This is a genomic window from Methylomonas sp. HW2-6, assembly GCF_052474525.1.
Genome location: NZ_CP184124.1, coordinates 195,347 through 208,432, shown reverse-complemented (window position 1 = coordinate 208,432; position 13,086 = coordinate 195,347). Strand labels below are relative to the sequence as shown.

At 57.4% G+C, this 13,086-nt stretch carries 10 protein-coding genes and 1 other RNA gene; 8 read left to right on the top strand and 3 right to left on the bottom strand.

Features of this window, described 5'->3' with window-relative positions:
• Positions 1 to 199: 199 nt before the first annotated feature.
• Together ACH518_RS01975 and ACH518_RS01970 are read right to left on the bottom strand one after the other, a co-directional pair.
• Positions 200 to 1,294, bottom strand: a complete 1,095-nt coding sequence (locus tag ACH518_RS01975; RefSeq protein WP_445371671.1) for a lipocalin family protein — start codon at positions 1,292 to 1,294, stop codon at positions 200 to 202.
• 26 nt (positions 1,295 to 1,320) lie between these two features.
• The gene (locus ACH518_RS01970) at positions 1,321 to 3,360 is read right to left on the bottom strand and encodes a TonB-dependent receptor plug domain-containing protein (protein ID WP_445371670.1); all 2,040 of its coding nucleotides are present in this window, start codon (positions 3,358 to 3,360) and stop codon (positions 1,321 to 1,323) included.
• Between the two features lie 311 nt (positions 3,361 to 3,671).
• On the opposite strand from ACH518_RS01970, the gene ACH518_RS01965 reads away from it, so the two are divergent.
• Complete coding sequence (locus ACH518_RS01965; RefSeq protein ID WP_445371669.1) at positions 3,672 to 4,703, top strand: agmatine deiminase family protein; 1,032 nt, start codon at positions 3,672 to 3,674, stop codon at positions 4,701 to 4,703.
• Positions 4,704 to 4,772: 69 nt separating this feature from the next.
• Entirely contained in the window at positions 4,773 to 5,657 is an 885-nt protein-coding gene (locus tag ACH518_RS01960) for a carbon-nitrogen hydrolase (protein WP_445371668.1), read from the top strand.
• Between the two features lie 48 nt (positions 5,658 to 5,705).
• Here the strand turns inward: ACH518_RS01960 and ACH518_RS01955 are convergent, their stop codons facing one another.
• Positions 5,706 to 7,895 (bottom strand): Rne/Rng family ribonuclease, encoded by a 2,190-nt coding sequence (locus tag ACH518_RS01955; protein WP_445371667.1) that lies wholly within the window; start codon positions 7,893 to 7,895, stop codon positions 5,706 to 5,708.
• Positions 7,896 to 8,314: 419 nt separating this feature from the next.
• On the opposite strand from ACH518_RS01955, the gene rluC reads away from it, so the two are divergent.
• The 6 genes from rluC (at position 8,315) to ACH518_RS01925 (ending at position 13,086) form a co-directional block, all read left to right on the top strand.
• A complete protein-coding gene (rluC, locus tag ACH518_RS01950; protein ID WP_445371666.1) occupies positions 8,315 to 9,274 on the top strand; it encodes a 23S rRNA pseudouridine(955/2504/2580) synthase RluC in 960 nt (319 codons plus the stop codon).
• A complete protein-coding gene (locus ACH518_RS01945) occupies positions 9,258 to 9,905 on the top strand; it encodes an HAD-IA family hydrolase (RefSeq protein WP_445371665.1) in 648 nt (215 codons plus the stop codon). The genes rluC and ACH518_RS01945 overlap by 17 nt, the downstream gene beginning before the upstream one ends.
• Before the next feature lie 9 nt (positions 9,906 to 9,914).
• Positions 9,915 to 10,889 carry a signal peptide peptidase SppA gene (gene sppA / locus ACH518_RS01940; protein WP_445371664.1) on the top strand — a complete coding sequence of 325 codons (975 nt, stop codon included), beginning with the start codon at positions 9,915 to 9,917 and terminating at the stop codon, positions 10,887 to 10,889.
• A gap of 92 nt (positions 10,890 to 10,981) precedes the next feature.
• Positions 10,982 to 11,078, top strand: an RNA gene (ffs, locus tag ACH518_RS01935) — signal recognition particle sRNA small type.
• Between the two features lie 33 nt (positions 11,079 to 11,111).
• On the top strand, positions 11,112 to 12,746 hold the full coding sequence (dnaX, locus tag ACH518_RS01930) for a DNA polymerase III subunit gamma/tau (protein ID WP_445371663.1): 1,635 nt from the start codon (positions 11,112 to 11,114) through the stop codon (positions 12,744 to 12,746).
• 16 nt (positions 12,747 to 12,762) lie between these two features.
• Positions 12,763 to 13,086: a YbaB/EbfC family nucleoid-associated protein gene (locus tag ACH518_RS01925; RefSeq protein WP_140911407.1), complete on the top strand. Its 324-nt coding sequence runs from the start codon at positions 12,763 to 12,765 to the stop codon at positions 13,084 to 13,086.

Below are 13,086 nucleotides of genomic sequence, written 5' to 3'. Positions count from 1 at the left end.
TGTGGTGAGACGCGGATCGTTTGGCGGCGGGCTTGACTCGGTCAAAGCGCATCCGGGCTTGGGCTGTGGTTGTCGGCGTTGCCGGTTAAATTATGCCCCAGGCCCTTAAACACGGTTCGACTTTTACGCTCGGTGGCTACTGAGCGCATCGGCGGGCGCGCCACTCCGCGGCGCACTAGGCGCCGCTGTGCGCCGCAGTCTATAACAGACCTTTGCTCGGGCAGCGGCAAAAGCCGTTCAATTCCACGTAGGCTTGGCCGGCGCTGGCTCCGGCCACACTGCAGGTGCCTTCCCAGTAGATCGGTCCGATCCATAGATTGTGTTGTGCCCGCAATTCCTGATCTTTGACTTGGGGTTCCACCGTGAATTTCTCGCCGCGTACTTCCACAGACCAGCCGGACGGGTACGTACAGCCCGTGTGAGGACTGGTCCATTCGCCCAGCACCGTCACTTCGAATTCGTGGGCGGCCAGGGTTACCGTGCGGCCTTCGGCGTCGGTGATCGAGCCGGATTTTTCCACAGAGCTGTCGTTGCCTTTGAAATCGAACAACATGATTTGCCGGTTGTCGTCGAGCTCAATCGCGAACCATTGCCAGCCTTGTTGAATGGCTTGGTAGAGCTCGCCGTACTGGCGGTCGAACCAGCTGTTGCCGCTGACCTTAAAGGTCTGACCGCCGAAGCTGATGGTGCCGGTCGTGGCCATTTTCGGCCGCGAATAATAGTAAGTGTAGCCGCCGAACCGGTAGGGGTGGGCGTCGCCGCCGTAATGCAAGGCCGGTTCTTGCGTCGATTTCAATTCCAGATCCAGGACATAGCCGTCGACCTCGGCATGCAAGCGGTCGTTGCCGCCGCCGCCGACTGCCGTGACTTTGTCGTCTTTGCCGGAGGTCAGGTTAAAACCGTTCGGCGTGCGTTGGGGTAGATGGAATTCGACGAATTCTTCGAAACTGAATTTTTGGCCGTCGATGTCGGTCACCGCAGCCTGTACCAGTTGGTCGCGAAAAATTACCAGACTGTCGAAAGAAAAAAACACCACTTCGAAGCCGAAGCGGCGGCCGTCGTCGGTGAGCAAATGTCCGGTCCAGTACCACCATTGCACCTGCTCGGTCGGTAAGAACGCGTCGTCGGCCGGTAGTTCGACCGGGCCGATCAGGCCGCGGCGCGGCAAGAATAACCAGGCTGCCAGGGTTAGAGCCAACAATAGCCAGGGTAGCCAGTTCGGCAACAGCCAGCCGACCAGCAACACAACGCCGGCGATGATCCAGGGTAAGTATTTTTTTAAGAAGTCTCGCATGTTAACCGCTCGCAAATGGAAAGAAATTAAAAACGCCAACTGAGTTTGCCGTACAGCGAACGCGGCACTTCCGCCGCCGCGCCGGGTAGCGAAATGGCGGCCGAATCTTGGAATTCGGGATGTCTGGGCGAAAACAGGTTTTGGGCGACGAATGCCAGTTCCAGGCCGGCAATGGGTTCGTAAGCCAAACGGGCGTCGAAGGTGGTGTAGGCGGGTACTTCCTGGCTGAGGGCGGCCAGTTTGCCGACGTAACGCAAGGTCAGGTCCAGTTTGATTCTTTCCGGCAAGTCCATTTGCCAGCGTAGCGAGCCGCGGTGACGCGGGCTAAGGCCGGCGATATCCGGATTGTTGCTGTCGTAGGGGCGCTCTATTTTCAGGTGGCTGTAATTGCCGGTAAAGCGCATCCAGTCCAGGGCTTGCCATTCACTGGCGATTTCGATGCCGCGGGTGGTGACTTCGCGGCTGTTGTTGTACCAGATCAAGGGCTGGGTTAGCGTGGCGAAGTCCAACGTTCCCTGGCGGAACATGATCAGGTCGGTATAGTGGTTGCTGAAAGCGGCGATATCGGTGGAAAAATGCTCGGACCATTGCGCCCGGTAGCCGATTTCGGCGCTAAACACTTTCTCGGCTCGTAAGTCGGAATTGGGGCGGCCGATAATCTGAATCTGATCGAAAGGTGCGGGCAGGCCGGTCGGTATTCCCCCCAAGGCGATATTGGCCTGCGCCTCTCCGCGCGACGGCGTGCGTGCGGCCCTGGATACCGAGGCCCACACCGAGTGTTTCGGGTCTGGCGTCCACATCAGTCGGGCGTTGGGTTGCACCTGGGTGTTGCCGAAGTGGCTTTCTTCCAGTTTGGTACCCAAGGTCAAGCGTAAGGAGTCGTCGATCAGCGTGATGTCGTCCTGCACGAAGGCGCTGCCGTTGTGGTAGCCCAGGCTGGTCGGGTTGAACGCGATTGCCGCGCTGCCGTTGGTTGCACTGTGAATGAAACGGTAGCTGGCGCCCCACATCAAGTCGTGGTCGGGATTCGGATGCAGGCGATGCTGAAAGTCGATGTCGAACATGTCCTGACTGTCGGACAGGGCGGCCGCGCTGAAATTGACCCGGTCGTAATAGCCTTGCAGCATAAACTCGGAACCGTCGCTGAGATTGCCTTCCCAGCGCGCCAACAAATTGGCGCCTTCGGCATGGTCGTCGGTATTAAAGGGCGAATTGAACGGCGGAGCGACCGTTTGCGCCGGCACCGTGTTGCCGACATTCTTGCGGTAGACGTCGCCTTGTACGGTATAGCGATTGTCGTTGGAGATGCGGTTGTCGACCCGGAAACCGCCCTGCACCGAGCGCCAGTCGTCATGCAGGCGTTCGCCGGTGTTGCTGACGAACGTATTGCGTTCGAAGGTTCTGGCGTAGACCCGGTAATTGCCGTCGTCGCCGACCCGGCCGCCGTGACGGTAGCCGGCGAATCCGGTTTCCTGGTTGCCGCCGCCGGCCACAAACAGGTTGCCTTGGGTATCCTTGGCTTTTTTGGTGATGATGTTGATCACGCCGTTCACCGCATTGGCACCCCACATGACGGCGCCGGGGCCGCGGATGACTTCGATGCGCTCGATGTCTTCCATCATCGTGTCCTGCAAGTCCCAGAACACGCCGGAGAACAGTGGGGTGTAAACCGAGCGGCCGTCCATCAATACCAGCAGTTTATTGGCATAGCGGCCGTTGAAACCGCGCGCGGTCACCGACCAGACGCTGGCGGTGATTTGTGCAACTTCGATGCCGGGTGCCAGCCGCAGCGCATCGGGGATCGAGGTCGCGCCGGAGCGGCGAATGTCGTCCTGGCTGATGACAAATGCGGCGGCGGCCGTATCGGACACGGTTTGGGTCTTGCGGGAGGCTGACGACACTTCCATTTGCATCAGGTCATTGATCGATAACTCCTCCAGCGTCGGCGCCGGTTCGTCGGCCGCCGCTGCGTAACTCAGGCTTAAGGCCAAACCGAAAAAAATGTTACGCGAACCGGACATTGCCGGTGCAAACGGGCAGGGAAACGGTAGTCGGTGCGGTTTCATGGTGGGCGGCGGGTTAACGTGGCTAGCGGCAAATGAGCGTCGGTGTCGTCAAGGCAAAGGGTTGCTGCCTGTAAGGTCTTGGTAAAGGGCCAGGGGCGGTTTAAGTATGGCGGTAATTTTCAAAAAGCAAGGCTTAAGGCTTAGTTTTCTGCGAGTTATCGCCGGCTGCTTGCCGGGCCGCACCGGTTATTGCCGTTTCCCGTTGCCGGCGTCAGCCATCTCGGCGCGAATAAACGTATGCCGGACAAGTCTTCAACGCCGGCTATTGGTACAATGCGCCGTTTTTTCAGTCATTTACCCGGGAGTACTCCATGATTCGCTTTCCAGCCGAATGGGAACCACAAGCGGCGGTTATCATCGCCTGGCCGCACCACAGCGGCGATTTCAGCAATTTGTCCGCGGTCGAGGATTGCTATCATGCCGCCGCTACCGCGATCAGCCGGTTTCAGCCGTTGGTGGTGATCTGTAAGGACGGCGAACATCAACAACATATTCAGACGCAACTGCCGCACAATCCTCAGATTCATTACGTTCAAGCCGATTACAACGACATCTGGCTGCGCGATACGGTATTTCTGACCCTGGAGTGGCAGCATCCGAAAGCCGCGGTGCAGATGCTGAATTTCCGTTTCAACGGTTGGGGCAACAAATATCCGCACGCCGCCGACGATGCGCTGAATCTGGCATTGTTCGCCCATCCGATTTTCAAGGGGCATCCGACCTCGACGCTGGATTTGGTGTTGGAAGGCGGCAGCATCGAATCAGACGGTCAAGGCACCTTGATGAGCACCAAGAACTGCTTGTTCAACCCGAACCGCAACCCCGGCCTGTCGGCGGAAGCGATTACCGGCCAGTTGCAGAATTATCTGGGGGCGAAGCGGGTGCTGTGGGTTGAACAAAGCAATCTGGCCGGCGACGATACCGATGCCCATATCGATACGCTGGCGCGGTTTTGCAGTGTCGATACCATCGCCTATACCGCTTGCGAGGATAGCGAAGATCCGCATTATGCCGGCTTGAAAAATATGGAGGCCCAGTTACAGGCTTTCCGCACTGAGGCTGGCGCGGCTTATAAACTGGTGGCGTTGCCGCTGCCGAAGCCGATCTTCGACGAACATGGTCAGAGGTTGCCGGCCAACTACGCCAATTTTCTGATTATCAACGGTGCGCTGCTGGTGCCGGTTTACGACGATGCCAACGATGCCGTGGCGGTGGAGCGTTTGGCGGCTTGCTTCCCGGAGCGCGAGATTGTCCCCGTGCCGTGCCGGGCGCTGGTGCACCAATACGGCAGCTTGCATTGCGCCAGCATGCAGGTGCCGGCCGTCGTCAAACTGAATTTTTAACATTCCATTCCTTCAGCTCCTTCCGGCGCGGATTTTCGCGCCGTCAGACTATCGTTAACAGTTATAAGTATGAAAAGAACCATTACCGCTTGTGCGGTCCAGCAACCGTGCAATCGCGGCCGGGAAACCAATCTGGCCTATTCCATTAATCAGATCGAAGCGGCTGCCAAGCGCAATGCCGATTTGGTCGTGCTGCCCGAACTGCATCTGGACCATTATTTTTGCCAAAGCGAAGACACTGCCTGTTTCGACTTGGCCCAGCCGGTGCCGGGGCCGACCTGCGAGGTGCTGGCGCAAGTCGCGGCCGACAATAGAGTCGTGATCGTATCGACGATCTTCGAACGGCGGGCGCCGGGGCTCTACCACAATACGGCCGTGGTGTTCGACAAAGACGGGAGCATCGCCGGGACGTTCCGCAAGATGCATATTCCGGACGATCCGGGGTTTTACGAGAAATTTTATTTTACGCCGGGCGATCTCGGCTTTCGGCCGATCGAAACCTCGATCGGTAAATTGGGGGTATTGATCTGCTGGGACCAGTGGTACCCGGAGGCGGCGCGGCTAATGGCATTGGCCGGGGCCGAAGTGCTGATTTATCCGACCGCCATCGGTTGGGATCCGAGCGACGACGCAGGCGAGCAAACGCGCCAGCGCGATGCCTGGGTGACCGTGCAGCGCGGGCATGCCGTCGCCAACGGTCTGCCGCTGATTTCCTGTAACCGTATCGGCTTCGAAGCGGCGCCGGACCAGGCGCAAGGCATCCAGTTTTGGGGAAACAGTTTTATCGCCGGCCCTCAGGGCGAAATCCTGGCCAGCGCCGACGACAAACAGGATTTGTTGTTGTTTGCCGAGATTGATGTGAGGCGTAGCGAAGATGTTAGGCGGATTTGGCCGTTTTTGCGTGACCGCCGCATTGAGGCGTACCAGGATTTGTTGCGGCGTTATATCGATTGAGCCTCGGGTGGGCGGGCGCCGTGTTCGACGGCGCCCGCCAAGACCGTATCAGTCTTCGGCCGCGGTGCGGACAGGTTCGTAATCGCGCGGGGTTTCTGCCGGGCGCGGACTCCGTTCCGCATGGTCGCTGTCGGCGCTACGGCTTGGGTTGCGGAATTCTCCGCGGTCGGCAGGTGCGGGTGGAGCGGATTCGGCGGTGTGTTGCTCGCCGTTTGCGCCGATACCATTCGGCTCGCTACGTTTTTCGGCGCCGTTGCGCGGTCCTCGGCGGCGACTACGGCTGCGGCGGCTGCGCTCCCGATCCGACGTGCCTGAGGCTTTTTTCGCAGCGTTGTCTAGTCCCGAGTCTAGCTCGCCGGTCGCTGCCGGTTTGGCTTCGTCGCTCAGGTTTGCGACGGTGTCCTGGCCGGCTGTTGCCGCTGGAGCCGGGCGGCGATTGCCGTTACGGCGATTGTTGTTGCGGCCGGCGCCACGTTCACCGCGCTCACCACGGTCGCGGCGATTGTTGCGGCCGGGTTTGGCTTTATCTTCACCGCTTTTTTCGGCGGCTTCGGCGTTTTCGACGGTTTTACCGGCGCCGATCAGGCGTTGCCAGAAGCGCTGGATCAGGCTGGCCGAAGTTTTCTTACTTTGAACCGGGGCCGGCGAATCAGGCAGAAATTCCTTGATCGCGGCTTTTTCGGTTTTCGGACCCAGTTGTTTGGCGAACTCCGGAACCGTGATGTCTTCTTCCTTGATCTGCAAATGGCTGGCCTTCTCTTCGCTGTCGCCGGTGGCTTTGATGCGCTCGATGTCGTAAGCCGGCGTTTCGAGGTGTTTGCTCGGCAACACGATGATGCCGACTTGCAGCCGGGACTCGATTTCCTGAATCGAGGCGCGTTTTTCGTTGAGCAGGAAGGTGGCGCAATCGATCGGCAAGTGGGCGATGACGCGCTCGGTGCCTTTTTTCATCGCTTCTTCTTCGATCAAGCGCAGTACGGCCAGCGTAACCGATTCGACGTTACGGATCGTGCCTTGGCCTTTGCAGCGCGGGCAGGTCAACTGGGTCGAGTCGCCCAAAGACGGCCGCAAGCGTTGGCGCGACATTTCCATCAAGCCGAAGCGGGAGATGCGGCCGGTCTGGATGCGGGCGCGGTCGATTTTCAGCGCGTCGCGCAGCCGGTTTTCCACCTCGCGCTGGTTTTTGTTGGACATCATGTCGATGAAGTCGATCACGAACAGGCCGCCCAAGTCGCGCAAACGCAGTTGGCGGGCGATTTCGTCGGCGGCTTCCAGGTTGGTGTTGAGCGCGGTTTCTTCGATGTCGCTGCCTTTGGTGGCGCGGGCCGAGTTGATGTCGATCGAGGTCAACGCTTCGGTGTGGTCGATGACGATCGAGCCGCCGGATGGCAGTGAAACTTCGCGTTTGTAGGCCATCTCGATCTGGGTTTCGATCTGGTAGCGGCTGAACAACGGCACGCTATCCTGGTACAGTTTGGCCTTGTGCAGGTTGTGCGGCATCACCTGTTTCAGGAAGTTATGCACCAGCTTGTAGGCGCCTTCCTGGTCGATCAGGATTTCGTCGATGTCGCCGCGCAAATGATCGCGTAGCGCGCGGATGATGACGTTGCTTTCCTGGAAAATCAGGAACGGTGCCGTTTGTTCCTGGCTGGAGCGGTCTATCGCCTCCCATAGTTGCATCAGGTAGTTCAAATCCCACTGCAATTCTTCGACGTTTTTGTCGGAACCGGCGGTGCGGATGATCAGGCCCATGCTGTCCGGGATTTCCAGCGCGGCCATGGTTTCGCGCAATTCGCTGCGGTTTTCGCCTTCGATGCGGCGGGAGATGCCGCCGGCTTTGGGGTTGTTCGGCATCAGCACCAGATAGGTGCCGGCCAGACTGATGTAGGTCGTTAGCGCCGCGCCTTTGTTGCCGCGTTCTTCTTTTTCGATTTGAACGACGATTTCCTGGCCTTCGCGAATATTGCTTTTGCTGGAGCTTTTACCTTCCTGACCGTCGCCGGTGCGGTATTCCGGGGCGATTTCCTTGAACGGCAGAAAGCCGTGTTTTTCGGCGCCGTAGTTGACGAAGGCGGCTTCGAGACTGGGTTCTACCCGGGTGATGATGCCTTTGTAAATATTGGATTTTTTTTGTTCTTTCGATGGAACTTCGATGTCGAAATCGTAAAGTTTCTGGCCATCTACCAATGCCACCCGCAGCTCTTCGGGCTGCGTGGCGTTGATAAGCATTCTTTTCATTTAATTATCCTTATTGTTCTGTGTATCCTAACTAGAGCGTGAACAGGTTTGGTTGTCGCGGATAAAGGCGGCGTGTTTCCCAATATGACTTTTAGTTGAGCGGCCGGACTGACTGAAAACTGCAATATCTTGTAGTTATTGTCGCAGTGGGTGTCGGCAATGCCGAGCGTGGCGCTTGAAAAGTGGGAGGTCTGTTGTACCGAACTCTACGCAAAGGATGCAGCTCGCTCATCATGGGTTGAGCGACAAAACCCGAGAAAATTCTTTATAAGTCTGGCGCGGCGGAACAGCGCTAAAACCATGGTTTTAAATTTTTATAATTAAAGTCTATCCAAAGATAAACCAGCCTAATATAGCAATGTTTATTCGGACCAGCAATTTTAAACATGGCTCGTGCATATGTTGCTATCATTTGCCGCATGAGTAGTGCATCAGACCCGACTAACCCGCAAGTCCAATGGCTGGAAATCACCGAGGCGAACAACGAACAACGGCTCGATAATTTTCTGATCTTTTATCTCAAAGGCGTACCGAAAACCCGAATTTACCGGATGGTCAGAAAGGGCGAAGTACGGGTCAACAAGGGTCGTACCGACGTCAGTTATAAACTGCAGATTGGCGACATCGTGCGCATCCCCCCAGTAAGGGTTGCGGACAAAAAAGACGAAGTCATCGTCCAGCCCACCTTGAAGTTCAGCCTGGAAAACCACATTCTCTACGAAGACGACGGCTTTATCGTACTGAACAAGCCGGCCGGATTTGCTGTGCATGGCGGCAGCGGCGTCAGTTCCGGCGTGATCGAGGGGTTGCGCCAAATTCGGCCGCAGCAGAAGTTTCTGGAGCTGGTGCATCGGCTGGATAAGGAGACTTCCGGCTGCTTGTTGATCGCGAAGAAGCGCTCGGTGCTAAAGGTGTTGCATGAACTTTTTCGCGGTGATGGCATTCAGAAGACCTATCTGGCTTTGCTGGCCGGGCAATTTCAGCGCAAAAAACAGGTGGTCGATGTGCCGCTGTTGAAGAATGTCGCCCAAGGCGGCGAGCGAATGGTGATAGTTAGCCAAGCGGGTAAGGCGGCCGAAACCTTGTTCACGCGGCTGAAGCAATACCAGGATGCCACATTGGTGCATGCGGCGCCGAAGACCGGACGCACCCACCAGATTCGGGTGCATGCGGCGTGGTTGGGACATCCGATAGTCGCCGACGACCGCTACGGGGAAGACGAGACCAACAAAATGTTTAAAAAACGCGGCTACAAGCGGCTGTTTTTACATGCCGAACAACTGCAGTTTGCCCATCCTCTGACCGGTAAACCTTTACATTTCTTTGCGCCGCTGCCCAGCGATTTGCAGCAATTGATCGACCATGAAAAACCGCTTTGATTTAATCATTTTCGATTGGGACGGGACATTGATGGATTCGGTGGACTGGATAGTCCACTGCATTCAACAGGCGGCTGAGACTTGCGGCTGCGACGTGCCGTCGGCGCCGGCCATCAAGGATATTATCGGTTTAAGCATCGATAACGCGACTCTGCAATTGTTTCCCGGTGCGGATGCCGAAACAAGGCAACGGTTGGCCGCTGTTTACAGCGAGGCGTTTTTCTCGCGGCAGATCGGTCCGGCGGATTTGTTTCCGGGCGTTGCGAACATGTTGCAACGCCTGCGTACCGATGGCTTGCGCTTGGCGGTGGCTACTGGCAAGAAACGCGCTGGCCTGGATCAATCCCTGCGCGGCACCGGCGTAGCGGATTTGTTTTGCACTACCCGCAGCTCGGACCAGACCGCCTCGAAGCCCGACCCGTTGATGGTGACCGAAATTTTGGCCGAACTCGGAATCGACAAACAGCGGGCCTTGCTGGTCGGCGATTCCGCGCACGACATGCAAATGGCGCTGAATGCCGGTGTCGCGGCGGCGGCCGTCACATGCGGTGCTCACTCCAGAGAAACACTGCGGCAATACAATCCGCTGGTTTGTCTGGATTACCCGACGGATTTGCTTGAATTACTTTAGGAGGTCACGGTGGATACGAATCAACAGCATCCCGACAATTCAGACCAGAACGCTCCCGGTTGGGAAAAAGCGGTACTCGAGAAGCTGGCGTTCGCCGCAATTGCCGAGCAGAAAGCGGCGCGGCGCTGGGGCATTTTCTTCAAATTGCTGACTTTCGCCTATTTGTCGGTGGCGCTGGGTGTGGCTTTGTACCCGCAACTGAAACAAGAGGTTGAGACCGGGTCGGCGCAGCACGTGGCGATCGTCGACGTGTTGGGCCAGATCGCCGAGGGCGAAGGTGCGGCGGCCGATACCATCATCGAAGGCCTGCGCGATGCGGCAAAGGATAAAAATACCAAAGGCATCATTCTGAATATCAATTCGCCGGGCGGCAGCGCTGTGCAATCGGCTTACGTCTATGACGAAATCAGGCGTTTGAAAGCCCAGCATCCGCAATTGCCGATTTACTCCGTGGTTGGCGATATCTGCGCGTCGGGCGGGTATTACATTGCTTCCGCCAGCGACAAGATTTATGTCAACCAATCCAGCTTGATCGGCTCAATCGGTGTCGTGATGAATGGTTTTGGTTTCAGTAATGTGTTGGACAAATTGGGTGTGGAGCGGCGCTTATTGACTGCGGGGGAGCACAAGGCCATGCTCGATCCGTTCTCGCCGGTGAATGCGCAGGAAAGCAAGCACATGCAATCCCTGTTGAACCAAGTCCACCAGCAGTTTATCGAGGCAGTCAGAGCCGGACGCGGTGAGCGCTTGAAAGAGAGTCCGGAAATGTTTTCCGGATTGGTATGGTCAGGGCAGGAAGGCGTGAAATTGGGTTTGGCGGACGGCTTCGGCAGCATCGATTCGGTCGTGCGCGAGCAATTCGGCACTGAGGACACGGTCAATTTCACGCCGCACGAACGCTTGATCGATCGCTTGGCCGGCCGTTTCGGCGCCGCATTCGGTCACAGCATTGCTACTGCTCTGAACATTGGCGGCCTTCGCTAAGCAAAGTTTATGTTTCGCCGCTTGCCTAATCGCGGCGATTTAAGGATAATAGCCAGCTCTTCAGCCAGTCGCTGATGTTTTTATGGTTACTGTGTCGGTCCTCTCGCAACGATACGCTGTAAACCCCGCCAGGTCCGGAAGGAAGCAACGGTAGCAGCGGATTCGTGTGCCGGGATGCGGCTGGCGCAGTAGCCGCCCAATCTCCTGCCGCTTCCGTTGCTAATGGCTTATCAGGTTCTTGCCAGAAAATGGCGTCCCAGCAACTTCACTCAGCTCGTCGGCCAGGAGCACGTCAGCCAGTCGCTGATTCATGCGTTGCAACATCAGCGCTTGCATCATGCCTATCTGTTTACCGGCACCCGCGGCGTCGGCAAAACCACGGTCGCCAGAATCCTCGCCAAAGCGATCAACTGCGAAAATCTGCAAAACTTCAATCCTTGCGGCGCCTGCCCGGTCTGTCAGGCTTTTGAACAAGGCCGGTTTATGGACTTGGTCGAAGTCGATGCCGCTTCCCGTACCAAGGTCGAAGATACCCGCGATCTGCTGGATAACGCCCAATACGCGCCGAACCAGGGCCGCTACAAGGTCTATCTGATCGACGAAGTGCACATGCTGTCCGGACACAGCTTCAATGCGTTGCTGAAAACGCTGGAAGAGCCGCCGCCGCACGTCAAGTTTCTGCTGGCGACCACCGATCCGCACAAGATTCCGATCACCGTGTTATCGCGTTGCCTGCAGTTCAACTTGAAACGGCTAACCCCGGAGCAAATCGACCGGCAGATGCAATTCATCCTCGGCGAGGAAAATATTGGATTCGAAGCCCAGGCTCTGAAAATGCTGGCGCGAGCGGCCGACGGCAGTTTGCGCGACGCCTTGAGCCTGCTGGACCAGGCCATCGTCTACGGCAGCGGCTCGGTAAGCGCGGATGCCGTGCTGGGCATGCTCGGTGCCGTCGCCCAGCAGCCGGTCGACGACATTCTATTGGCCTTGGCAGCCGGCGACGCCCGGCAAGTGTTGGCCAAGGTCGCCGACTTGGCGCAACTGACGCCGGACTTCGCCGAGATTTTGCAGCAAATGTTGCGGGTATTGCATCGCGTTGCCGTATTGCAACAAGTGCCCGGCTTCGTCGACCAAGAATTCGACAAGCAGTTGCTGGACGAACTGGCGAACCGGTTAACCCCGGCGGACGTCCAGTTGTACTATCAGATCGGCTTGACCGGCCAACGCGACTTAGTGTTGGCGCCCGATCCGCGCAGCGGTTTCGAAATGACGCTATTGCGAATGCTGGCTTTTCGCCCGGCGGCGATGGAAAAGCCGACGCCGGTAACGGCCGCGCCAGTTCAAGCTCCGGTCGCGCCGAAAACGGCGGCCAGCGCCGAATCTTCGGTTGCAAGGTCGGCGCCGGTAGTCGAAGCAGTCGCCGAGCCGGTCGCGGACGCAGTCCCGCCAATGGCCAAACCAATTCCTGCTACCGCAGACGCCAGCAGCCGCTGGCGCGATATTATCGCCGCGTTGAACCTCAATGGCCGCACCCGCGAGTTAGCCAATAATTGCGTGCTAGACAGTATCGACGACAGCAGTTGCCGTTTATTGCTGGATCCACGGTTTCATCAAGTCGGCAGCAGAGCCGAGGACAATCTGCGCTTGGCGTTGCAAAATTATTACGGTAAACCGTTGAAATTGGTTATCACCCAGCAGGCCGCAACGCAGATGACGCCGGCTCTGGAAATCCAAAAAGCTCGAGAAGACCGGCAACAGGCAGCGGTCGACACGATCAATGCCGATCCTAACGTACAGGCTTTAAAAGAAACGTTCGGCGCCAGAATTGTGCCTGGCAGCATCGAACCGCTGAATTGAATGGTTGGAGACAGAGATGAAAAACGCACTCGCGGGCATCATGCAGCAAGCCCAAAAAATGCAGGAAAATTTGAAAAAGGCCCAGGAAGAGTTGGAAGCCATGGAAGTCCAGGGCGAATCCGGCGGCGGCTTGGTGACGATCATCATGACCGGTAAGCGCGAGGTCCGTAAAGTCAGCATCGATCCGTCCCTGGTCGGCGACGATAAAGACATGCTGGAAGATCTGGTGGCTGCGGCGATCAACGACGCGGTGCACAAGGTCGGCAAAATGAAGAAAGAGAAAATGGCCGACGTCACGGCCGGGATTCCGATTCCGCCCGGTTTCCAAATGCCGTTTTAA

What these genes read in the sequence shown, in the direction of transcription:
- ACH518_RS01945 (WP_445371665.1), top strand. Translation starts at nt 9,258, where the DNA reads ATGAAAAACCGCTTTGATTTAATCATTTTCGATTGGGACGGGACATTG.
- ACH518_RS01925 (WP_140911407.1), top strand. Translation starts at nt 12,763, where the DNA reads ATGAAAAACGCACTCGCGGGCATCATGCAGCAAGCCCAAAAAATGCAG.
- ACH518_RS01955 (WP_445371667.1), bottom strand. Translation starts at nt 7,895, where the DNA reads ATGAAAAGAATGCTTATCAACGCCACGCAGCCCGAAGAGCTGCGGGTG.
- ACH518_RS01970 (WP_445371670.1), bottom strand. Translation starts at nt 3,360, where the DNA reads ATGAAACCGCACCGACTACCGTTTCCCTGCCCGTTTGCACCGGCAATG.
- ACH518_RS01965 (WP_445371669.1), top strand. Translation starts at nt 3,672, where the DNA reads ATGATTCGCTTTCCAGCCGAATGGGAACCACAAGCGGCGGTTATCATC.
- dnaX (WP_445371663.1), top strand. Translation starts at nt 11,112, where the DNA reads ATGGCTTATCAGGTTCTTGCCAGAAAATGGCGTCCCAGCAACTTCACT.
- rluC (WP_445371666.1), top strand. Translation starts at nt 8,315, where the DNA reads ATGAGTAGTGCATCAGACCCGACTAACCCGCAAGTCCAATGGCTGGAA.
- ACH518_RS01975 (WP_445371671.1), bottom strand. Translation starts at nt 1,294, where the DNA reads ATGCGAGACTTCTTAAAAAAATACTTACCCTGGATCATCGCCGGCGTT.
- ACH518_RS01960 (WP_445371668.1), top strand. Translation starts at nt 4,773, where the DNA reads ATGAAAAGAACCATTACCGCTTGTGCGGTCCAGCAACCGTGCAATCGC.